Annotated in this window: 24 protein-coding genes; 9 read left to right on the top strand and 15 right to left on the bottom strand. The window is 37.1% G+C overall.

Translation table 11 applies throughout. The features are described from left to right. Position 1: 1 nt before the first annotated feature. The 4 genes from LG329_RS15735 to LG329_RS15720 all read right to left on the bottom strand — a co-directional run bounded on the left by LG329_RS15735 (position 2) and on the right by LG329_RS15720 (position 2,652). Positions 2 to 556, bottom strand: a complete 555-nt coding sequence (locus LG329_RS15735; protein ID WP_404451770.1) for a glycerol-3-phosphate acyltransferase — start codon at positions 554 to 556, stop codon at positions 2 to 4. A 511-nt stretch (positions 557 to 1,067) separates the two neighbouring features. Beyond that, on the bottom strand, positions 1,068 to 1,610 hold the full coding sequence (locus LG329_RS15730; protein ID WP_404451769.1) for a GNAT family N-acetyltransferase: 543 nt from the start codon (positions 1,608 to 1,610) through the stop codon (positions 1,068 to 1,070). A gap of 135 nt (positions 1,611 to 1,745) precedes the next feature. Then, complete coding sequence (locus tag LG329_RS15725) at positions 1,746 to 2,012, bottom strand: CD3324 family protein (protein ID WP_404451767.1); 267 nt, start codon at positions 2,010 to 2,012, stop codon at positions 1,746 to 1,748. Positions 2,013 to 2,271: 259 nt separating this feature from the next. After that, complete coding sequence (locus tag LG329_RS15720) at positions 2,272 to 2,652, bottom strand: hypothetical protein (RefSeq protein WP_404451766.1); 381 nt, start codon at positions 2,650 to 2,652, stop codon at positions 2,272 to 2,274. Positions 2,653 to 2,881: 229 nt separating this feature from the next. Between LG329_RS15720 and LG329_RS15715 the strand changes: the two genes are divergently transcribed. From LG329_RS15715 to LG329_RS15700, 4 genes are all read left to right on the top strand, one after another. Further along, on the top strand, positions 2,882 to 3,769 hold the full coding sequence (locus LG329_RS15715; protein ID WP_404451765.1) for an Rpn family recombination-promoting nuclease/putative transposase: 888 nt from the start codon (positions 2,882 to 2,884) through the stop codon (positions 3,767 to 3,769). 778 nt (positions 3,770 to 4,547) lie between these two features. Next, positions 4,548 to 4,775: a small acid-soluble spore protein Tlp gene (gene tlp, locus LG329_RS15710; RefSeq protein WP_404456718.1), complete on the top strand. Its 228-nt coding sequence runs from the start codon at positions 4,548 to 4,550 to the stop codon at positions 4,773 to 4,775. A gap of 183 nt (positions 4,776 to 4,958) precedes the next feature. After that, complete coding sequence (locus tag LG329_RS15705; protein ID WP_404451764.1) at positions 4,959 to 5,372, top strand: hypothetical protein; 414 nt, start codon at positions 4,959 to 4,961, stop codon at positions 5,370 to 5,372. A 243-nt stretch (positions 5,373 to 5,615) separates the two neighbouring features. Then, positions 5,616 to 6,248, top strand: a complete 633-nt coding sequence (locus LG329_RS15700; protein ID WP_404451763.1) for an NAD(P)-dependent oxidoreductase — start codon at positions 5,616 to 5,618, stop codon at positions 6,246 to 6,248. A gap of 65 nt (positions 6,249 to 6,313) precedes the next feature. On the opposite strand, the gene LG329_RS15695 is transcribed toward LG329_RS15700, so the two are convergent. The 3 genes from LG329_RS15695 to LG329_RS15685 all read right to left on the bottom strand — a co-directional run bounded on the left by LG329_RS15695 (position 6,314) and on the right by LG329_RS15685 (position 8,095). Continuing rightward, the gene (locus LG329_RS15695; RefSeq protein ID WP_404451762.1) at positions 6,314 to 7,219 is read right to left on the bottom strand and encodes an MBL fold metallo-hydrolase; all 906 of its coding nucleotides are present in this window, start codon (positions 7,217 to 7,219) and stop codon (positions 6,314 to 6,316) included. A 115-nt stretch (positions 7,220 to 7,334) separates the two neighbouring features. Continuing rightward, positions 7,335 to 7,610, bottom strand: coding sequence for a hypothetical protein (locus tag LG329_RS15690; RefSeq protein ID WP_404451761.1), 276 nt, complete (start codon positions 7,608 to 7,610; stop codon positions 7,335 to 7,337). 221 nt (positions 7,611 to 7,831) lie between these two features. Further along, entirely contained in the window at positions 7,832 to 8,095 is a 264-nt protein-coding gene (locus tag LG329_RS15685) for a hypothetical protein (RefSeq protein ID WP_404451760.1), read from the bottom strand. 220 nt (positions 8,096 to 8,315) lie between these two features. Between LG329_RS15685 and LG329_RS15680 the strand changes: the two genes are divergently transcribed. Beyond that, positions 8,316 to 8,777 (top strand): CotY/CotZ family spore coat protein, encoded by a 462-nt coding sequence (locus LG329_RS15680; RefSeq protein ID WP_404451759.1) that lies wholly within the window; start codon positions 8,316 to 8,318, stop codon positions 8,775 to 8,777. A 268-nt stretch (positions 8,778 to 9,045) separates the two neighbouring features. Here the strand turns inward: LG329_RS15680 and LG329_RS15675 are convergent, their stop codons facing one another. The 3 genes from LG329_RS15675 to LG329_RS15665 all read right to left on the bottom strand — a co-directional run bounded on the left by LG329_RS15675 (position 9,046) and on the right by LG329_RS15665 (position 12,521). Next, positions 9,046 to 9,549, bottom strand: coding sequence for a CotO family spore coat protein (locus LG329_RS15675; protein WP_404451758.1), 504 nt, complete (start codon positions 9,547 to 9,549; stop codon positions 9,046 to 9,048). 322 nt (positions 9,550 to 9,871) lie between these two features. Continuing rightward, the gene (mgtE, locus tag LG329_RS15670) at positions 9,872 to 11,230 is read right to left on the bottom strand and encodes a magnesium transporter (RefSeq protein ID WP_404451757.1); all 1,359 of its coding nucleotides are present in this window, start codon (positions 11,228 to 11,230) and stop codon (positions 9,872 to 9,874) included. Positions 11,231 to 11,339: 109 nt separating this feature from the next. After that, a complete protein-coding gene (locus LG329_RS15665; protein ID WP_404451756.1) occupies positions 11,340 to 12,521 on the bottom strand; it encodes an FtsW/RodA/SpoVE family cell cycle protein in 1,182 nt (393 codons plus the stop codon). 543 nt (positions 12,522 to 13,064) lie between these two features. On the opposite strand from LG329_RS15665, the gene prpE reads away from it, so the two are divergent. After that, positions 13,065 to 13,802: a bis(5'-nucleosyl)-tetraphosphatase PrpE gene (gene prpE, locus LG329_RS15660; RefSeq protein ID WP_404451755.1), complete on the top strand. Its 738-nt coding sequence runs from the start codon at positions 13,065 to 13,067 to the stop codon at positions 13,800 to 13,802. Here the strand turns inward: prpE and LG329_RS15655 are convergent. The 3 genes from LG329_RS15655 to LG329_RS15645 form a co-directional block, all read right to left on the bottom strand. Further along, on the bottom strand, positions 13,789 to 14,670 hold the full coding sequence (locus LG329_RS15655) for an RluA family pseudouridine synthase (RefSeq protein WP_404451754.1): 882 nt from the start codon (positions 14,668 to 14,670) through the stop codon (positions 13,789 to 13,791). The two genes, prpE and LG329_RS15655, sit on opposite strands and share 14 nt — an antisense overlap. A gap of 15 nt (positions 14,671 to 14,685) precedes the next feature. Then, on the bottom strand, positions 14,686 to 15,495 hold the full coding sequence (locus tag LG329_RS15650; RefSeq protein ID WP_404451753.1) for an NAD kinase: 810 nt from the start codon (positions 15,493 to 15,495) through the stop codon (positions 14,686 to 14,688). A 72-nt stretch (positions 15,496 to 15,567) separates the two neighbouring features. Next, a complete protein-coding gene (locus LG329_RS15645; protein WP_404451752.1) occupies positions 15,568 to 16,176 on the bottom strand; it encodes a GTP pyrophosphokinase family protein in 609 nt (202 codons plus the stop codon). Between the two features lie 144 nt (positions 16,177 to 16,320). Here LG329_RS15645 and LG329_RS15640 point away from each other — a divergent pair, with 144 nt between their 5' ends. The 3 genes from LG329_RS15640 to LG329_RS15630 all read left to right on the top strand — a co-directional run bounded on the left by LG329_RS15640 (position 16,321) and on the right by LG329_RS15630 (position 18,352). After that, positions 16,321 to 16,896 (top strand): CYTH domain-containing protein, encoded by a 576-nt coding sequence (locus LG329_RS15640; protein WP_404451751.1) that lies wholly within the window; start codon positions 16,321 to 16,323, stop codon positions 16,894 to 16,896. Between the two features lie 67 nt (positions 16,897 to 16,963). Continuing rightward, positions 16,964 to 17,344, top strand: a complete 381-nt coding sequence (locus LG329_RS15635) for a globin (RefSeq protein WP_404451750.1) — start codon at positions 16,964 to 16,966, stop codon at positions 17,342 to 17,344. Between the two features lie 111 nt (positions 17,345 to 17,455). Beyond that, positions 17,456 to 18,352, top strand: a complete 897-nt coding sequence (locus tag LG329_RS15630) for a ClpXP adapter SpxH family protein (RefSeq protein WP_404451749.1) — start codon at positions 17,456 to 17,458, stop codon at positions 18,350 to 18,352. A gap of 640 nt (positions 18,353 to 18,992) precedes the next feature. Here the strand turns inward: LG329_RS15630 and pepF are convergent. Together pepF and LG329_RS15620 are read right to left on the bottom strand one after the other, a co-directional pair. Continuing rightward, positions 18,993 to 20,807 (bottom strand): oligoendopeptidase F, encoded by a 1,815-nt coding sequence (pepF, locus tag LG329_RS15625; protein WP_404451748.1) that lies wholly within the window; start codon positions 20,805 to 20,807, stop codon positions 18,993 to 18,995. Between the two features lie 579 nt (positions 20,808 to 21,386). Next, positions 21,387 to 22,559, bottom strand: coding sequence for a competence protein CoiA (locus tag LG329_RS15620; RefSeq protein ID WP_404451747.1), 1,173 nt, complete (start codon positions 22,557 to 22,559; stop codon positions 21,387 to 21,389). Between the last annotated feature and the right edge of the window lie 40 nt (positions 22,560 to 22,599).

Below are 22,599 nucleotides of genomic sequence, written 5' to 3'. Positions count from 1 at the left end.
TTTAATCCTCTTTTCTATGCACGATTATAACAACCAATAGCATAATTAAAAACAGTCCTGCTAACATCAGGTTTGATAGGAATATTAGGATAACTGGAATAGTGCTTAGAGCGATTAAGCCAACTATTGTAAAACTCCTCTTAATCCTCAATCCAACTAGCAGCGTTAATCCAACCACAATAAGTGTTAAAGGAGCAAGCACTAAAGCAACAGCCAAATAAACAACAACACCTTTACCACCGCGGAATTGAAGCTGTACAGGCCAAATATGACCATTCAAAATGGCTAGTGCTATACACCCTATTAATAGTTCACTAACATCAAACAAAAATAAAGCAATTATCAAAGGAATAATTGTTTTTAGAGCATCAATAATAACGGTATAAATAAATGCAGAACGCCCAAACACCCTACCTGCATTTCTGGCTCCAGCATTTGAACTTCCTAAGTCTCTAATATCCTGATTTGACGCTTTCTTCCCTACATAATAAGCTCCATTCAAACAGCCGAATAGGTATGCTATGAATACTAAAGCAAATTCAAACAGAGACTTCACCCCTTATATTAATAAGTATAATTTTTACTTCAATATTATTCCAATAATTATAACATTAACCCTGAAACTATTAAATGAGGTTTGGTATGACCCTAGTGATAAGAGAAAACGCACTAGAATTGTTTAAAGAAATTGAACTAAATACAAAATAATATAAAGTATATATCATTTAATATGTTATGCTAAAAATATAGTTCACCAAGAATATCTTGTTTTCTAACAAAAGCAATCATATAATTCCTCCTTCTAACCTCTTACTAACCCTAATGATACTCTAATCTCTATGTAAAAAAATGTAAATAACCCCTCTTCTATTAAAAAAGGGGCACCACATTTACTAAAATAAAATAATTTTTCATTAGCCTTCATAATATCAAGTGAAGCGGATTCCTTCTTCGATGTTACGACAGGCTTTATGTCATGGTTTGAGTACACGGATGAATGAAAGGTCACACCAGGGTCATATCTTCTCATCCATAATAAACTTCACGCTTTAACAGCCATATGTGAATTAGTCCACCTTCCTATATTCTTTTCTCAATACTCCCATCAATATGGAGTCGTGAAATTTCCCATCATAAAAAAGTTCATCTCTAATTATTCCTTCTTGCTTAAATCCTAGCTTCTTATAGGACTTGATGGCTCTATCATTGAATGCGAAAACATCTAGCCCGATTCTGTGCAAATTCAAAATATCAAACCCAAATTCCAACAATAACGACATTGCTTCCGTGCCATATCCATCTCCCCAGAATTCCTTATCAAATATGGAAATCCTAACAATAGCATTTTGATTTTGGTGATTGATATCTAACATAGCTATATCTCCAATTGGCTGATCGTTTTCCTGTAAACAGATTAATAAATCGACTCTACTATTGTCCATAGAATTTTTATCAAACCAATTTTGAACACCCGAACGACTAAATACTGCCTGTGTCCCTGTTAGTCTCCTACCTTCTTTATCCCAAAGGGCTTTGGCGTAAAATAAATTTAAATCCTCATTTTCTATTGGTCTTAGGTAAACTCTTTTTCCCGTTAGGAACTTAATCATTTCTCTTCAACTCCATTCTATATCAAACACTCTATTCGTTTGTATGTTTTTTATAAATAGTGAAAATAATTACTAATCAAATTTGCCATAAAAAGCACTGTTCATTGTGTGATAATAATGACCAGTGCTTTGAGTCTAATTTCTGGAGTATACAATTTTTTTAACAGTTTCAGGTGAAAGGAAATAGTTATCAGCTAATTGACTAATGCTTTTACCATTTTTAAAGTCGTTCCTAATACAAGCATTTCTTTCATCAATCGCCTTTCTTCCACCTGAACAGGTGCCCCATTTTTGATAATTACTTTCGGTTTTAGGAATGTATATTGTTTCTCCTTGAACATATTTTTGAATTTCTATAATCAATTTTTCAGGTAATATATTATTTGCTTTTACATAACTCATTTCAGCCAGCCCCCTTATTTATATTTAACGAATATTTATAAGGTGCAAAGCCAGTTTAACCAGAAATGATTTCGTTCACTAAGGCGATATTATTTTAAATGGATACCACCTCATGCAAAGTATCGCCTCCAGTAACAGGCTTTGCATGAGATGTTGCCGATTTTGAATATGAACTAATACTTTTCATTGTTTTCAGCTCCTTACTATTAAGACCTTACTAGCCGTGGTTAAATTTTTTCAAGTAGGTATACCCTTTGAATCAGTCATATTTCTCCATATATTGTCGGAGGAGTTTCCATTTTTCCTGTTCTTTACGGTAAACCTCTGTGCAGAACGCCCTTTTGATCAATTCATGATCTAAATAAAAATCGATATGCGCTGACACAACAAATTCGTTATCGGAACGAATACCCGAACCTAAAATACAATATTCCCAACGTGGCCGCTTACCTTCGTAGATTTTTTCAGCTTGAAGATTACCTGATCGATATTCATTAGCGTTATATGTATGAAATGAGCTGTCATGACCTAAAGAAAAACTCGCAAAGAAATCATCCGAAACAAGCTGATTCATTTCTGCGGCTCTACCGTTATTTTGCAACTGATGAAAATGTTCCACTTTCTTTAACAATGACTCCATCATGCTTACCACCTCAACTTAAAGTTAATAACAAAATTAAAATCAGGCAAATCACTACATTTTTTCCTAGTATATAATTGCTAATGAACTTTGTCATCATAATTTTCTAATTCCTTTTCGATTTCATCGCCCTAAAGGAGAACGCTTGTTTGCGTTGCTTTTTCCTGATATACTATAAACAGAAAAGCTCCCCAGTCATTCCTCATTTTATCTAGAAAGATGTGGTACTATGTCAATAGCAACGTTAGTACGTGAAGACCGCAACGAATATATCCCTCACGATCAACTATTTAAACAACTAATCCACACATTTTTTGATGAATTTCTTGAAATATTTTTTCCAGAAGTACACAAACACATTGATTTCTCATGTATAAAACCGTTATCCGAGGAAATGTTTACGGACTTATATGAGGGAGAAAGTCGAAGAGCAGATATAGTTATTGAAACAAAGCTAAAGGGTCGAGATACTCTAATGATTATCCATGTGGAACCACAAAGCTACAACCAGCCTAATTTTAACGAACGAATGTATCATTATTTTAGTTTGCTTTACAACAAATACCGAAAACCAATTTTACCAATTTCGATTTTTAGTTATGATGAAAATCGGACTGAATCGAATGAATTTTCAATAGACTTCCCTTTTTTCCATGTATTGACGTTTAACTTTTTAAAGTTAGAGTTACGAAAAATGAATTGGCGCCATTACATCGGCTCAACTAATCCGGCAGCTTTAGCTTTGCTTAGCAAAATGGGGTATACTAAGAAAGAAAAAGTCCAAGTTAAAAAAGAATTTTTAAGAATGCTAGTGAAAATGGAAATAGAACCCGCAAAGTCAGCTTTAATATACAATTTTTTTGAAACATATCTACCATTATCCAATACGGAGGAGGATGAATTAATGGAGCAGATTAATCGCTTATCCCAAGATGAGTCAGAACAAATAAGGAAACTACCTAAGTCGTTGTGGGAAAAAGGTAAAGAAGAAGGTAAGGAGGAAGGAAAAAAAGAAGACGCACTAGAAATGTTAAAGGAAGGATTATCAATTAAACTAAATTCAAAAATTACACATTTAAGTAAAGATGAAATAAAAGAATTAAGACGAAAACTTTAAAATCCTACAAAGAAAAGATGTTTAGTAGAGGCACGGGTTCCGTTATTTATCGCAAAACCTAATTTACACCTAAAAAAGATAGTGAAAATGTATATCTAACTGCATCGCAAAATGCGGTGCTTTTTGTTATCTTAAAAAATAGCCCAGCTCAATATGAACTAGCTGTTTCCGTATTATTTTAATGCTTATTCAAAACACCCCGTCAGCTGGAACTGGCGGACATAGGATTCGCTATTTCTATTAAAACAGTGATTTGAGGAGTTATGCGGACATACGATCCCCTATTTAACATATATTAAAGTAAAATAGGGGTAGTCCTTCCAAATAGGGAACCTGGTGTCCGTTTAACACCTTTAAATTGGTTGTTATCTATAAATAAAGTATCTGAGGTCCGCGAAAGTAATTATTCCTTTATTCAAAGTCTTTCTTTTATATATGCCAATTTGCAGACGAATTTTAGGTTTAAACCAATGCCAGCAACCAGCAATAGACCGCTGTGACAATTTTATTTGTAGAATCCGGGAAAGGAAGCTTTTCAAGTTCATTTACTTCCTCTTATTATACAATAGATACAGAATACCATCTTCACATCCAATTAAAATTAATTTTTGTTAATATAAGCCCTCTTCTAAAGTTTTTTAGAAGTACACGTTTTCAATTATTAATAGGCTTAACCTTGTTATAATCAATGATTATTTGAGGGTTCATTTCTTGTTTTTGTACATACCTCCACACAAAAAGCACATACTAAACCCAAAATGCAAAGGAGGTATAAATGATGCCAAAACCGGATGACCGCTCCAACAACCCTGAAAGAATTGAAAATACCATCGGTCATACAATGCAAAATATGAATGAAGCAAGAGACTATGTAAAAGCACACTCAGGTGAAATAAGCGAAGAAGAAAAACAACAAATTAAAGAAAAGAACCAACGTCGTGAAGAAAGTATTCACGGCATGCGTGAAGAAATTAAAGATGAAATAAATGAACAACAAAAACAATAAAAAATAGCATGGGAAAACAGGCATGGAAAATCACCATGCCTGTTTATTTTTGCACGCAATTATTTATTAAACTTTAAGAAAAGTATTCTAAAATTCATGGGCAAATCAATCAATTTATGGATGTTTGTACCCGGACAGGAAAAAATCGAATAGATTGGTTGTATGATGAAAGGAGGTTTTCGGATGTCTTCTTACAATCCATACCAACCTAACAGGCAACCTTACCGTCAAAACGAATGGGGAAACGGAGAAGAGTATGGCTATCAAGGCTATGGACGAACCGAAACAAAGGAATCAAGAACAGGAATACAAGCACAGGACGACACCCACAATCCTGGGAATTTTCCAGAGTACTCTAATCCTACCCAAGGGCAAAGAAACGGTCAGCATCATTCGTCATTTCCAGCCAATTCGTATCAAGGTGCATCTCCAGATATGCGGTATATGATGCAAATGATGAACAATCTCGAAAATAACATTGATCGGCTTAATCAACTGATTGCCCAAAACAATCAATTGTTGCAATCAATGCATGATCAGGAAGAAACAAAATGTATCCAAGGTGGCGGTGGTGGCGCAGTAATTGTTCGGATGTAGTTTCCAAGGATGAGATCCTATTTTGAGTCACACACTCGAAGAAGAATCTTATCCTTCTTCTATTTAAAAAGATTGTCTTTCTCAAAAATAATGCGTTCACCTGAATTTTTCATAACAATAAGACATACTCCCATTTTAACTGTAACTTTCCCGAACACAGAAATTGGTAAAGAGCGGTAGAGTCTTTTCATAACCACTAGAAAAATTTTTTTGTTACAATAAGTTTTTGAGGAGGAATTAAAAATGAAAATAGGTATTATTGGAGCAAGTGGTAAAGCAGGAAATCATATATTAAATGAAGCAGTTGCCCGCGGACATAATGTAACCGCAATTGTGAGAAATGCTTCGAAAATGACGAATGAAAATGTGGAAGTGGTACAGAAAGACATCCACGAGCTTTCATCAGAAGACCTCAGTCCTTACGAAGTAGTCGTTAATGCTTTTGGTGCACCTATAGGTGAAGAAGAAGCACACGTTACAGCTGGACAGGCGTTAATTAACGCATTAAAAGGCACAAACACAAGAGCTATTATCGTTGGTGGAGCAGGTAGTCTTTACGTTGATGAAAATCAAACTACTCAGGTTATTGATACTCCAGACTTCCCTGATGTTGTTAAACCAACTGCAAAAGGGCAAGGTCGAAATCTGGAAGACCTACAACAGTCACAGAATATAACTTGGACATTCATTAGTCCATCAGCTATTTTCGATTCTGAAGGACTTAAAACAGGTACTTATCAGGTAGGAAAAGACAACCTACTAGTTAATTCAAATGGGAATAGTTACATTAGCTATGCAGATTATGCGTTAGCTGTAGTAGATGAAATTGAACATCCTCGTTACCTTAATAGCAGGTTTACGGTTGTAGGTGACTAAAAAGAATAAGTAGAAAAAACTACCATGATCCAGAATAGTTGGGTCATGGTAGTTTTTAAAAAAAATCACTCGGACTGTACTTTTTTAAACTTCCACCTATTTCTTTCCATATAATGTTCAATTTTCTCTCGCTTGATCAGACCAATTAAATAAGCCGTGACCGCCGTACGGTATAATAACCAGGAAGATAGCATGGAGTTCTTGACGGCAAAGTGCTCACACATTTCCGACACAACCGTTTCATGTGATATTCCCTCCTCCGCTTCACTTATAAAATTCTCTAACCAATTCAATAGCGTTTCGTGGCATTCGATATTTTTTTCCACCGTTTGGGTAAAATCCTGTTCAAAAACTCCATGGCCTGGTACGGCGCCATCACATGTAATCTCCTTCAATTTATGTAAGCTTTCCAATGTTAAATCGGCATCTGTGATATAGGGAATTTTATGCTTGTCTAATTGTTCTTCACTAAAATAACTATCGCCTGCGAATAGGATGCCGTTGATTTCCATCGCTAATTGATGGTAACTATGACCTGGCAATAAATGTGTGATAAATGAAAATCCATCAATGTTATGCTCTCCGGCCTCAATTTCCTGATTTACTTGGATCGGTTTACCTTCGAGAAATTTATTATGTAGCTCTTGGAGCGGATCATTTCCTTGGAATAAATAAAGCGGTTCTAGGGTTGGATTCTGTAGAATAGCTGCTTCAAATTTCGGTGCAATCGTGGTGATGTCATGTCTTTTTTGCAAAAATTGTGCCCCGCCATAATGATCGGCATGAGCATGGGTAATGAACAGATGTGTAATAGGTAATTCATTTGCTCTTAGTTCTTTTAAAACCTTACGCATGACCGAGTCATCGATTCCAGCGTCAATTAACATTCCTTTATCCTCGTGACGTACATAGCCAATGTTCACTACCGCGTCAAAATAATAGCATGTCGCATTTAATGTTGTGAAGTTCAATTCAGACCGACTCCTTTTGCTTTTCTACCTAGCTTCGGCTTCTAGCGGCTAGCAAATAGAGTTTCACATTCCTATCTATTTGCTAGCCGCTGACCAGTCGCCTCTGCTTTTCTACCTATATAGTTTCGCTAAAGTGTAGGCCTTTTCCTGTTAATTTAGAATACATTTTTTCGTTCATTGGATCTTCTGTGTGCATTGGTTTGTAATAATAATTGGGTTTGAAAGGTTTACCATTGTTCCGGGTTTCTTCTTCGGCTTCCATTTCGCGTGATTTTGTATCCAGAATAACTTTGTACGGATGTTCAATGTAATATGGGTCCTGATCTTTTTTTGTAACACGATTTTGATAATCTTGATACTGGAAATGTGTGATTGGAAGTATATATCCCATTTTAATGGCCTCCTTTTTTAGCAGTTAAGAAAGCATTCCTTTCTTACTGCATAAGTGCAACTAAGGCTTTCGCTATTAATAATATAGATACGAATGATAACTCATCTTTGTGACGTCCCGAATTAATCTCTACTATACTATTACCCTATTCCAGCGGGAAATATGCCTCACCTATGTAAAAAGACAGCAATATTTGCTGCCTCAATATGATAAAGGATCAATTAAAACCAAAAAGGTCCTCTGCGCCTTCTTCTATTTTCTCGTTTTTCGTCTTTTTCTTCATGATGGTGCTCTCTTTCCTCATCGCGTTCGTCTTCCACCTCATCACGATCATGCTTCCTTCGGTCACGGCGATGATCGTCGTCACGTTCGCCTTCCACCTCATCGCGATCATGTCTACTCCCGAAAAACGGGTCACGGCGATGGTGATGATCGTCGTCGCGTTCTACAAAGACATTGTCCGCCTTGATTACGAGGTCCTTCACATGAAAAACTCGTTTTCTTTCAGACATTACTTTCACTCCTTTTGTATACTTTATCGTTATTAGACTATGTATAAAGTTTCATTTGGGTATAGTCATTCGCCCGTTTTTCCCCCTCTTTTAATTAATTTTCAAATACGTATTGGCGCCCACACCAACTAGTCGATTGTACATATTCTAGTATAGACACTTAGTCAATAAATTTTAGGAAGGGGATTCATTCATGGGTTGTTGTGGAAAAGATTTCGATACAGGTAACTGTGTTTGCGATATTTTAAATGAAATTGCTGATGCACAAAATGACGTCGTAGAAAATTGTTGTGATTCTAGCTGTGAACGCTCTATAAGCGATCTGTTAGGAGAAACAGATAACGGAAATGGATTAGATACAGTTCCAGTTCTTTTATACTGTAAAGGCAACTGTAAACCATTCAAAGGCTTCGGTGCGCATCCAGAAAACATTGGTAACGTTGAAGCTAGCTTTTACTTCAGGGTTAAGCGTGTAGATGACGATTGCTGTGCAATTTTAGAACTATTGCGTGATCCAGGTGATGAGTGTGATAATCCTGATAATCCAGTAGAGCAAGAAACCAAGCCATTACGCGCTACAGGAATCTGCATAACAGTTGATTTAGACTGCTTCTGTCATGTAACTTGCTTACCAGCAATTAATGCAGTTAACTAATTCAGTTAATTAACAATGATTAGAAAAACTCGGCATTCGCCTCGTTAATAATAGCGAATGGCGAAGTTTTTCTTATACATTTCGTATTAGAAAACTTGGCTTATTATGCAGTAAGAAAGGATTTATACTTTCTTATTGCCAAAAAAGCACAGAAGGTCGGGATTCCATACCCGCTTCTGTGCCTTTTTTTGAGTAAATGTTGTAATTTAATTAATAGTGCCCTTAAATTAGGGAATGGCTCAAGTTCACACTTCACCAAAAGATTTTATTAAAATCCTAGTAATCGAATATCCTGGATTGATTCAATAGCAATTTTGGTCATGCTAGTTCGTCTACCCACACGCATCAAAACTTGATCCTCTTCTACGTCTTGAATAGTGCCACGAAAAGATTTTTCTTCCGTTTTCACTTCACATTTCATCCTTGGTATATGCGTAGGCTTGCTGAGAAAATAATCAATTTTTTCTTGAATCGTCATGTTGTTGAATTTTTTATTGGATTGGGCTTTTGGTTGTTCTTCAACCTCTTCTTTTGATGAGTCAATAAGGTCAGTTGATGAACCCTCATCCTCTCCCGCCCCACTATTCGTTTTTTGCGCAATATAATCCCGTTGTATTGGTCGAGTATTCACTTTTTGAGCTTTCGGAGTTTCTGCTTCTTTTTTATTTTTGGGTGTCGAGTAATTGGATTGCATCGGTGCTTTTGGGTTCGAAACTTCTGGTTGATGTATATATAAAAGTGGGGATTTAGCAAACTTCTTTTGTTTATCCATGTACTGCTGGTCTCCTTTCGTTTGCCATAGTCACCACATTATATGAATACGGATAAAAAACGTGACCTTCGCCTAGTTTTTAAGTGTCGCGTTGTGGTGAAGGTCGTTTGGATTGGTGGTTATATTTTCAGATTGGCGGATAAACCTGTAGAACGGCAGATAAACCGGTAAATCGGCGGATAAGTTTTTGCCTGAACGGTTGTTATGATTAAATGAATGTATATCCTCTCTTCTCATCCTCCCACTCCAGACACAAAGCCCAACCCCAAACCACCTCAACAAAAAAAGAACCCAATCTCAATTGAGTTCTCCCTCCACCTTTTCAAATCAAAAATCCCATGAACGCTGTGGCCATTCCGAAGTAAATTAATATAGAAATTATGTCATTTATTGTTGTGATAAACGGTCCGGAAGCAACGGCTGGGTCAATGTTGAATCGGTCCATAATGAGTGGAACGAGTGAACCTGCTAACGTTGCAACGATTAATGTTGCCATGATTGAAATTCCAACGAGCAGTCCGAGGAAAATATCGCCCTGCCATAAATAAATAACCACTGTAATCGCAATCCCGCAAACAGTTCCCGTGATTAACCCGGTCGCCGCCTCACGCAGGATCAGCTTCGTTTTTCCTTGTTGGCCATAATCGCCAGTTGCCAATCCACGGACAGCTACTGCCAAAGCCTGTGTCCCGGTGTTCCCGGCCATCCCCGCAATTAGTGGAATAAAGATTGCCAACACCGCTACTTTATCAAGTGTATCTTCAAAACGCCCAATTAAGCTTGCCGTTAACATACCTAGAAACAATAAGATGATAAGCCATGGAAGGCGCTTTTTTGCCGAAATAAAAGCATTCTCATTTGGTCGCTCATTATCGGTGATTGCTGCAAACTTGGAGTAGTCATCGCTTGCTTCTTCCTCCATTACATCCAGAATATCATCAACTGTAATTATCCCGAGTAAATGATCTTGAAAGTCTACAACTGGTACAGCCAAAAAATCATAATCTCGCATCATTTTTGCGACATCCTCTTGATCCTCCGCAACTGACACAGAAACAACCTTTTCACTCAAAATGTCATCAATCAATGTATCCTCTTCAGAAATGATTAAGTCTCTCAACGAAAGCACACCGACAAGACGCTTATCCTCGTCAACGACGTACAAATAATAAATCGTCTCTGCATCTGGCCCTTCTTTTTTCAATTGTGCCATAGTTTCTCTAACTGTTTGTGTTTTAAAAATAGCAATGAATTCCGTCGTCATAATACTTCCGGCAGTTTTCTCCTCGTAATGGAGCAATTGTTTAATCTCATCAGAAGCATCATTTTCCATGATTGTCAGGAAGCTTGCAACCTTATCCTTACTTAACTCATTTAAAATATCAACGGCATCATCTGTAGACATTTCTGAAAAAACCATTGCAGCAAAACGCGGATCCATTTCCGTGAAAAATGGTTCTATATCTTCAATTTCAACATTTTCCATGATTTCAGCAATTTCTTCAGGAGACAAATAACTGTAGATTAACAGCCGAGCATCTTCTTCCTGCTCCAGGAAAAATTGTGATTGATCATAAGGGTGCATATCCAAAAATTCTGTTCGGAAATTAGTTATATCCTCTTTTTTTAATAGAACGTGTAACATATCCCATTGGCGTTCGTTATCAATTGTATTTTCCATATGGAACACTTCCTTTCAAAACCCACTCTTCCTATTATAAAACACCGTGTCAATTTCAGAAAACCCCGCAGCATTTCCGTGAAGAAGCTACAGGGTTTAAATGATGTCATTATGATTTCTTAAACATAAATCCTTCCGAGTTCGTATTTTCTTCGCTAATTATATAAACGACTCCGAAACCAATTAAAGTGGACAGAACTGAACTTCCGCCATAGCTCACTAATAGCAAAGGTATTCCGGTTATTGGCATAATACCAATTGTCATACCGATATTCTGAAACGTATGAATCGCTATCATCGCCATATAACCAAAACAAAACATTGAACCGAAAATACTGGTGCTATATATTTTTAAACCAATACTTACTAATTTATAGATCAAAAAGAAATAGAGGAACACGACAAAACTACTACCGACAAACCCAAAGCTTTCTGCTATAACTGAAAATATAAAATCTGTTTCCGCGTATGGTACAGGTACCTGAAGTTCTCCAATTCCTTTTCCAAATAATTGACCCGAGCCAATCGCTAAAAATGATTTATTGACTTGGTAGCTTCCGGCATCAACCTCTTCTTCAGGGCCAAACCATGTTTCAATTCTTTCAATTTGATAGGGGTCTATATGCAATAAATCCTCTGATAAATCAGGGTATTTTACGATTAACGCTAAAGCACCTGCAGCTATAATTGCTGATGAAGCAACGATTGTGAAAATCAGTTTCCAATTAACTCCTGATAATAGGACCATAAAACTTAAGATAACAAGATACACCATCGATGTACCAAAGTCAGGCTGCAAAAGTATTAGAAATACAGGTATTGCTACAATAACAATCATTTTACACAAAAGGATAAAGTCGCTTTTGAAGTCTTTGTTTATATATTTTTCTTTATGCTTGGAAATTGCAACAGCCAAACCTAATATGGTGGTAACTTTCGTGAACTCTGCAGGCTGTAACGTTCCAATTCCAGGTAATGTAAACCAACTTTTAGCACCATTTATTCTATTTGCAATGCTCTCTGGACTAACCAATAATACAGCCAGAACAATAATGCCAAAAATGTATGCGTAAAAACTTAATTGGTATAGTTGATTTAAGTCGAGCATTCTAATAAAGAAAATAGCGACTGCTCCAACAGAGTACCAAATAAATTGTTTTAACAAAAAGTCTGCTTCGTCTCCTGGAAGTAATTCTTGCAAATTATATAGGGCAACTAAACTAGTAGCCATAAACAGGAGGAAAATAATGATTAGATCGAATTGTACGCCCCCTGTGTTTTCTTTCTCCATTAAAAATCACCTTTGTCCTTTGGTCGTTTATAATTTCTCATACTAATAGCTGAATAATTTTGAGAATAAGACTAAACTAAGTAGTGTATGATTTAGGCTCTTTTCGTACGCATTGTTGCTTTCTCATCTTCGTAGTTGACATAAACTGCGACGTAAGTGCTATGTTGATTTCCGCTGCGGAAACAGCGAAGACGATGAGCCCCCGCAGTGAGCGGATTTTGCTCGCAAGGAGGCTCAGCGCGAGCCCTAAGGTGCGCGTAGTGTATTTCCGGAGCGGTACACTGTGACGCAGTTTATATCTATTCTCTCAAAGGCAACAATCTTTACGAAAACAGCCATGATTTATTGAAAAAACATATATATAACAACGACATGGTTTGTCGAAAGTGTCAGATTATCTATCAAATAATAGTGGTGTATGTAACTTAGTTATCACTAAACAATCTTACCACAAATTATTTTGACCTTCCATATTTAAATTGCCTATAAAGTTGGCATCTTTAAATATTGGAAAACATTATATGAGCAAGGTGGTAAAAAGCTATGAAAATAGATGTAATAGGTGATGTTCATGGTTGTATAGATGAATTGGTTGAGCTCTTTCATCTGTTAGGTTATCAAAAGAAGGCGGATATTTTCGTTCATCCTGGTGGTCATGTTCCAGTTTTTGTTGGAGATATTACGGATCGTGGACCAAATTCACTTGGGGTTGTAGAACTTGTGTACAACATGGTGGTAAAACATCGTGTAGCACGGTATGTACCAGGCAATCATTGTAATAAGCTTTACCGTTATTTTTTAGGGAATAACATTCAAATCAAGTATGGACTTGAAACAACGGTTGACGAATACCTTGCGCGCAATCAACGAGGTCAAAAGACAATCCGGCATCAGTTTATGACCTTGTATGATGAAGCACCATTATATTTAGAACTACCCGAAGTAAATACGATTATAGCGCATGCCGGGATTAGAGAAGATTACATTGGCCGTACAGATAAAAAAGTTCGAACGTTTGTGCTATATGGGGACATCTCAGGTGCCACCCACGAAGACGGTCGACCAATACGTGGCGATTGGGCGCAGGATTATCATGGTGATACCTGGATCGTATATGGGCATACTCCAGTATTAGAACCGCGCATGATCAATCATACAATCAATATCGACACAGGCTGTGTTTTTGGCAATAAATTAACTGCCTTTCGAATGCCAGAAAAGGAAACTTTTTCTGTACAATCGAGGCAGCCATTTATAGAGGAAAAATTTACGACCTTTTAATTAAATCTAACAGTTCAAGCGGTGGTGCAGACGTAAAATGCATCACTTTTTTTGTGAAAGGATGAAAAAAAGATAATTCCTTACAATGTAATGCCTGACGATCTATATCTTTGGTTGAGCCACCATATAAATCGTCACCAGCTAGACTATGACCAATATGTGCAAAATGAACCCTAATCTGATGGGTTCTTCCTGTTTCAAGCTTAATGTCAACCAACGAATAGTTGCTTGACTGTTCTTCTACCTGATAATGTGTAATTGCTTTTTTGCCTGACTCCATAACTGCTCGTTCGATGATAGAACTTTCTTTACGTCCAATGTTCGCTTCAATCGTGCCTTCCAATTGTGAAAAGTTCCCCTCCACTACAGCACAATATTTACGATTCACGTCTCCTGCTTTCTGATCGTTCGATAACAAGGAATGGCTATATCTATGCTTAGCAATTAACATTAGACCTGATGTATCACGGTCTAGCCTTGTCACAACATGCACCGTATATGGAATTTGATACTTCCGGTAATGTCCAAGAACCGCGTTTGCGATTGTTCCGTTTGGATGTTTGAATGAAGGAATTGTTGCCATTCCAGCTGGTTTATTTAGTACCAATACAGCATCATCCTCATAAACAATAGATAGGACATGATCTTCAGGTTCCAATCCTAATCCGATATTTTCAGGTGGAAAAATAACCTCAAGCTCATCGGCAGCTGATAAGGAATACCTAACTGTTTGGCTAACCCCATTAACACGAATTTGCCCATTACTATCTTTCACACTTATTACTAATCGTCTTGAGAAGGCTTGAACAGTACGAAGGTAATCACGAATTGACATGCCTTCCTGTTCCTCTGTAACAATCCATTTCATTGACTTTCACCTTCTCTAAACTCTTTTCTCACCCTCTGTAACAAATGAGTCTCTTACTCGATTCCAAAATGGAAATGGTCTAAACCGCGCAAATCGTACTCTTTCTTTAGCAACCCTGCATTGAATGGATTTTACATTTGTATAGGTCTCTGTAAAATGATCAATCGTTATCAAAAAGCTACGGTCAACAATCGGCTTAAGCAAGCATGTGTGATGCTTTGGCAAAATTAGTGGTGAACCAATTGTACGGAAAACCCGATTGTTGATTGATGCCATTTCGGTAAGCTGAAACGCTTCAAGAGACGGGTGTAAAATCCCACCACCAAGTGCCTTGTTATATGCCGTACTACCTGAAGGCGTTGATAAACACAATCCATCTCCACGGAATGTTTCAAAGTGCTCCCCTTTTATTTCTACATCAAAAACCACAGATCCATCTGTTGTTTTAATTGTTGCTTCATTTAAGGCTAGGAATGTATCCTCGCTTCCTCCAGTCTTTGAGCGTATGTTCACCTCTAGTAGCGGATATTCCACAACCTGAAATGGTGTTTTTGCAATTTCTATAATCAACTTTTCTACTTCTTCAGGTACCCAATCCGCATAGAAACCAAGATGTCCGGTATGCACCCCAATAAACGCCGTTTCATTTAGGCAATGAAGATAACGATGAAATGCTTCGAGTAGTGTTCCATCTCCACCAACGGAGATGACAAGTTCAGGATTTTCTTTATCATACTCTAAGTCAAACTCAGTTAAATATTGTCTCATGGTTGCCATAATATTGTTCGACCTATCATCGCCTTTTGATACAATTGCAAATTTCATTAGTAGTCATCTCCTTATTACATGTTTTCGGCAAAACTGGATGTGCCTGTCATTGTTCTCATATATCTTGTTTCATTTTCGGTGAAAGATACGTTGTGCTTCCTGGACTTCACTTTTTATTTTAGACATTTCCTCATCTAATTTAAACGCAGCCTCTGCAGCCCGTTGTAATCTGCTTTTAATTTCACTTGGTATACTTCCCTTGTATTTATAGTTAAGGGAATGTTCATTTGTTGCCCAAAAGTTCATGGCAAGTGTGCGAATTTGTATTTCAGCGATTATTTTTTTCTCACCGTGAATGGTTTCAACCGGATATTCAATAATAATGTGGTAGGAACGATACCCACTATCCTTTTTTTCTGATATATAATCTTTTTCCTCAATAATTGTAAAATCTTTTCTTGAACGAAGCATGTTTACAATCTTATAAATATCATCAACAAACTGACATACAACACGGACTCCAGCGATATCCTGCATTTCTTGTTCTATGCTTTCAAGCGAAATATTCCTTGTCTCCGCTTTATCCAAAATACTTGTAACAGGTTTTACCCGTCCTGTAATAAATTCAATTGGTGAATGTCTTGATTCATATTCAAATTGCGATCGCATTCCTTTAAGTTTTACTTTTAACTCCTCAACCACCTGTGAATAGGGGGCGAGCAATGCTTTCCAATTCATACTTATGTACCACCTTTAGTAACTAGATATAAAAATGACCTTTTCCACCCTATCATAACACAATTGAGTGGAAAATCTTTGCATTAACATTGATAATTGGCGATAATCAGTAATAATCCATCCTATTATATGGGGGTTAAACAAATGGCACAAGAAATTGAAATTGAGTATAAAAATTTATTAACTGAGGAAGAGTTTAAGCAACTATTAAACCATTTTACTTTCCCAGAATCTGGTACATGGCAAACCAATTATTACTTTGAAACGAAAGATTTTTCATTGAAAGCAAAAGGTGCCGCTCTCCGGATTCGGGAAAAAGCTGGGAAGTATGTATTAACATTAAAGGAACCACATACAGATGGATTATTGGAATCTCATGATCGTTTAACAGAGGGTGAGGCGTCACGCTGGATTAACGGCGACCCTATTGAAAAAAGTCAGGTAGGTAAACAACTTCATTTGCTTGGGATCCGCTTGCACGACTTGGTTTATTATGGAAAGTTAGAAACGAAACGATACGAAACAAATTATCAGGGAACACTATTGGTGTTAGATTATAGTACTTATAATGGAAGGTCTGATTATGAACTGGAAATTGAAGCACAAACGAAAGAAGATGGGTTAAACATGCTTCATTCCATTATCGATATTTATGGAATTACTGAAAAAGATACACCAAATAAAATTAAACGATTTTTCACATCATTGACGGTTGACTAAGTCAGATGATTTGCCCAAGGAATGTTACGTTGCTACAATATAAACAAACACATTAGGAGAGAAATCAATGACACGACCTGGCACAATGTTCGAAGCGATTGGTGGCTTCGATTCCATAGATAAATTAGTAACAGCTTTCTATAAGCGTGTTGGAGAGCATCCAAAGCTTACTCCAATTTTCCCAGATGACTTAACTGAAACAGCTAGAAAACAGCGTCTGTTTCTGACACAATTCTTTGGTGGCCCAATGATTTATTCAGAAGAACGCGGTAACCCGATGCTTAGGCGTCGACATCTACCCTTTGAAATTACACCAACAAGAAAAGAAGCATGGCTGGAATGCATGAACGAAGCGCTTATCGAAGCAGAAATAGATGAACCGTATCGCACTGCAATATTCGAGAAACTCTCCATGACGGCAAATCATATGATGAACACAGCGGAGTAAACAAAAGCAGAAGCGCCCGATTAGCTGACTCGACTTATCAGAATTACAGAGAGAATAATTCCACTAGTCGGCTAGCGCTTGAGCTGGACGTTAATAGAAAGGAGAATCGATGTGAGCTGGCAAAATGCTGAGCTTCCAAGCTTGAATCAAACAAACACATCGGCGAAATCCGGCTTTAGTGATTTTGTACAAAAACCAGTAGAAATTTACGTTTTTGTAGATCCTCTTTGTCCTGAGTGTTGGTCTTTAGAGCCCTATATCAAAAAGCTTTCCATCGAATTTGGACGCTTTTTTACCATTCGACCTATTATTAGCGGACATTTAAATACATTAAACAAAGATAAATTCGATAAACCAAAAAGACTCAAAGACATTTGGGATAAAACAGCAAAACGAACAGGAATGAGCTGTGATGGAGATTTATGGATCGATAATCCAGTATCATCTCCCTGGATCGCGTCCCTTGCAATCAAAGCAGCTGAACTACAGGGCAAAAAAGCCGGTAAACTATTTTTACGCAAAGTACAGGAAAATTTATTTTTACAGAAACGAAATATATCAGACGAAGAAGTATTATTTACTATTGCAAACGAAGTGAATCTCGATTTGCAGGAATTCAAAAATGACTTATATTCCGCTTCAGCAAAAAAGGCATTTCAATGTGATTTAAAGCTGACACAGGAAATGGAAGTCGATTATATTCCAACTATTGTCTTCTTCAATCAAGTTGTAGAAGAGCAAGGAATTAAAATTTCTGGCCTTTATCCATACGATATTTATGTAAAAGTTCTGAAGCAAATGCTACAAAAAGACCCATCACCTGGCAACAAGCCTGAACTAGAAGAATTTATGGCTTTCTATGGTGTGGTTGGCAACAAAGAAATATCCGTTGTCTACGACTGGACACTTGCACAAACAGATAAAGAAATGAAAAAATTACAGTTAAAACAAAAAGTTGAAAAGATCCCCGTTAAATACGGATCCTTTTGGAAATATATTAAAGATTGATTTTAGTGCGGCTGCCTGAGGGTAGCTGTTTTTTTGTGACTTGATTGAGGCATAATTGCGGTATAAGTACGGACAACTAGGTTTTTCCGTCAAAATTAAGAAGGATATACGGGGCAGCGTATATCCTTCTGGTCTTTTTTATCTTTGTATATCAAACAAAGGGGATGGGAGAAAAGTTTAAATTCAAACAAAGGGGTTTGTTTGTTTTTATCTTGCAAATTAAATATACCAATTTCTTAGTTAGTGTTCAATATGTATGTGCATCCTTTCACAAAAATGTCATACTTCTATTTTCCCTCAAGAATTCATATAATTAACTAAAGATTTTTAAGGGGGAAATTATCGTGCAGGATCTTATGCCATATTTATTTTTAGTTTTAACGGTCTTCGCCTTCTTTTTGAATATACTGGGGTTTATGCAAATAATCCCTCTTTTTATCACATTACCGTTGCTCTTTATTTCCATATATTTGACCATATATTCCTTCACACACAAACGTGTATTTCGAAGGTTACGGTAGCACGGGGGAATCCCGGTTGATATAAGTCGGTATCCCGCAGCGTAGCACTCCAAACTAATATCCCCTCCCAAAATAGAAAGAGGATGTTCCCCCAAAGGAACATCCTCTTTCATCGTAATCTATTTCAACAACATTTTTTCCATTTCTCCTAACTTTTCTTCAAAAACATCCAGCGCTTCAAGTATTGGTTGTTTGGAGGTCATGTCGACACCAGCCTTTTTCAATACTTCAATTGGAAAGTCACTGCTTCCTGCTTTCAAGAAGTTTAGATATCTCTCGACAGCTTCTCCATCCTGATCAGTTAAAATTCCTTTTGCTAAAGAGGTTGCTGCTGAATACCCTGTTGCATATTGGAATACATAATAGTTGTAATAAAAATGTGGGATACGCGACCATTCCAGTCCGATTTCCTCATCTGATACAACTTCATCACCGAAGTATTTCTTATTTAATGCATAATAAATTTCCGTCAGTTTGTCAGCTGTTAGTGCCTCGCCTTCCTGCATCCGCTTATGAATATCATGCTCGAACTCCGCAAACATAGTTTGACGGAATACGGTTCCACGGAAGCCTTCTAGGAAATGATTAAGCAAGAATAGCTTTTCTTTTTCATCTTCCAGATTGTTCAGCATATACTCGTTCAATAATGCCTCATTACAAGTTGACGCAACTTCAGCCACAAAAATGGAATAGTTTCCATAGCGGAACGGCTGCGATTTTCGAGTGTAATAGCTATGAACGGAATGTCCTAGTTCGTGGGCTAAGGTGAATAAATCGTTCACATTATCCTGCCAATTTAACAAAATATATGGATTTGTACCATAAGCACCTGATGAATATGCTCCACTACGCTTTCCTTTATTCTCTTCCACATCAATCCAGCGATTTTGATAACCTTCCTTGATAATGTCGACATACTCTTCCCCAAGTGGTGCAAGGCTTTCCACAACATATTCCTGTGCTTTTTCATACGGAATTTTCATTTCAACATTTTGCACAAGCGGTGTATACATGTCATACATATGCAATTCATCCAGCTCTAATACTTTCTTGCGCAATGCAGAATAACGGTGTAGTAAATGAATTTTATCATTCACCGCTTCGACTAAATTTTCATAAACCTGTTCTGGAATATTATTTCCATCCAAGGCCGCATGCCTTGCTGAATCGTAATTACGAATTTTCGCGTAAAAGTTATCCTTTTTAATGGTTCCTGTTAAGGTAGAAGAAAATGTGTTTTTAAAACTACCATACGTGCCATACATCGCCTTGAATGCATCTTCGCGTACTCTACGGTCTTTTGATTCTAAAAAGTTGATATAACGCCCATGTGTTAAATCTATCTCTTCTCCGTCTTCATTTTTAATAGTTGGGAAAGTTAGATCCGCATTATTTAACAAACCAAATGTTTGAGATGCGTTTTCCATCGGGTCAGAAGCTTCCGCAAGCAACGCTTCTTCTTTTTGACTTAAAACATGTGCACGTTGACGCGCAATTTCATCCAATGTTTGTTTATATAATGCTAATTCTTCTTTTTCGGATTGAAATTGCTTAAGCTTCGATTCGTCAATGCTTAAAATTTCAGGCACAATATAACTCATTGAACTAGATGCAATGGTGATGACGTTTTCAGCCTTTGCATTCAATTCCTGGTAAAATGAATTGGTTGTATCTTGATCATTCCGCATATGTGCATATGTATAAAGCTTTCCTAAACGTTGTGAAAGATCATCCTGTAGCTTTAACACATCGTATAATACTTGTGCCGAATCAGATAATTTGCCATCATATGCTTCAATCTCCGGGATATCCTGCTTTAAACTTTTTAATTCTTGTTCCCATTCTTCGTCAGTTGCGAAAATATCTTCTAAATCCCATTTTAGTTCTTTAGGTAATTCACTTCTTTTTGGTAATTCCTTTGTTCCTTTTGCCACTTAAACATCCTCCTTTTTTAACCCCTCTATACATATTCGGTAAAATTTACTAAATTCCTGTAAAAAATAAAGACTATTTTCGTACGCATTGTTGCTTTTCATCTTTATAGTTGATGTAAACTGCGGCGTAACTTACCGCTACGGAAATACACTTCGCTTTCCGCGGGCTCGCGCTGAGCCTCCTCGCGAGCAAAGACCGCTCACTGCGGGGTCTCATCGTCTTCGCTGTTCCCGCAGGAGTCTTCGTGTATTTCCTCCGCTGGGATTGTGCTTAACAACTTTATAACATTCATTTTTCTTGATTAAATGCTAGTAATAACTATTCACATTACTTTATGATTGTTGATTGGAGTTACGGACAGTCGACTCCTGCGGGAAAAGCAACAGCTGAAGACCCCGCAGGAAGTGGTTTTCTTCCGAGGAGGCTGAAGCGTTGCCCGCGGAAAGCGACTGTCCGGAACGGAAATCAACATAGCACTTACGTCGTTTATATCTATTCTCTTAAAAAGCAACAATCTTTGGGTAAACAGCCAAATATAAAGACTTCCTTAGTATGTTAATTTTTTCTATAATCATGCACTAATCCATTGTACTACAATGGATTATCTGATTCATTAAACGCGCATCTGCTGCAAGGGATTCTTCAATGTTTTTGTGGAAGTGTATCTCTTTAACTTTTTTAAAGAGCCGAGCATTAATTTCCTCGATTATTTGAAGTTTCTTTAATAACGCCAAATATTCGTAGATAGGGTTATCCACACCTTTGATTAGGAAAAAATGTTGATGAGGGTGATATCGGAGTATCCGTTGACATCTTTCAAGCGAAAAAGTACTTCCTATTGGCATCGGGTGTAACAAATCCAGGCACAATCTACTTTGCCAATTATGAAGAGGTGTTCCCATTCGATATTGTGCAGCAACTGGTAGATGTACGATGGATGGAAGATTTTCTTTATGTGTTCCCTTTTCATATAACCATTTATGCCATGCTAACTCTGAACCATACAACCGATTGCTTTGCCGTAATCGAAAATTTTTCTTTTCGTTCCCCCACAATCCAAATAGCCACTTATCGTGCAATTTTTGCTGGGAAAATAAACTAGAAAAAGTCATATTTTTTAATGAAGTAAACTTAAATAATCCAATAGCCTGACGTGAAGATAATAAATGAATGTGTTGAATGAAGATAAATTGAAGGGTTTGTGGACAAAAGAAATAAAGTGTTAAGGGAAAGTCAGGTGAAAATCGGTGGAGAAACGAAAGAATAAGTTGATCTGCTTTAAAATGGTGTTGTCGTAATCGCTGAAAATGTTTGGCCCCAAGAATCCAAATTGGGGTAATTCCTGCCTTCATGTAACCTATGTTCCGCTGGTTTAAAACTTCTACTGGAATCCGTGCACATTGATATTCAATGGCAATTTTCCGACCTTTAACTGTCACATAAAGATCTGGACGTTGATTAATCTCCGCAATATATTTTTCAAGCTCGACGTCAGCACCTTGATTCTTTAACCAATTATACAATAAAAGCTTTCCTTGCTCGTGATACGGGCCCTCCCCATAATCATGTGACGCACATTCCAGTTTTGAACGATGCGCAAAATGTGGAACCGTTTTTTGACCGGCTTTCACCAAAACAAGTTCATTACAGATAGGGCAAAAAAATTCATCTTGTTTCGCCTTTAGGATTTCCTGCCTTGTCAGACTTACAAGAGTGATCAGCTTACCATTTTTTAATTTTGCTTGAAGCATGTATGGTATCACCTCCGTTATTATTAATTCAACAGAGATG

The sequence above is a fragment of the Virgibacillus necropolis genome (assembly GCF_044793635.1).
Lineage (GTDB): Bacteria > Bacillota > Bacilli > Bacillales > Amphibacillaceae > Virgibacillus_F > Virgibacillus_F necropolis_A.
This window is presented reverse-complemented; position numbering and strand designations above follow the sequence as displayed.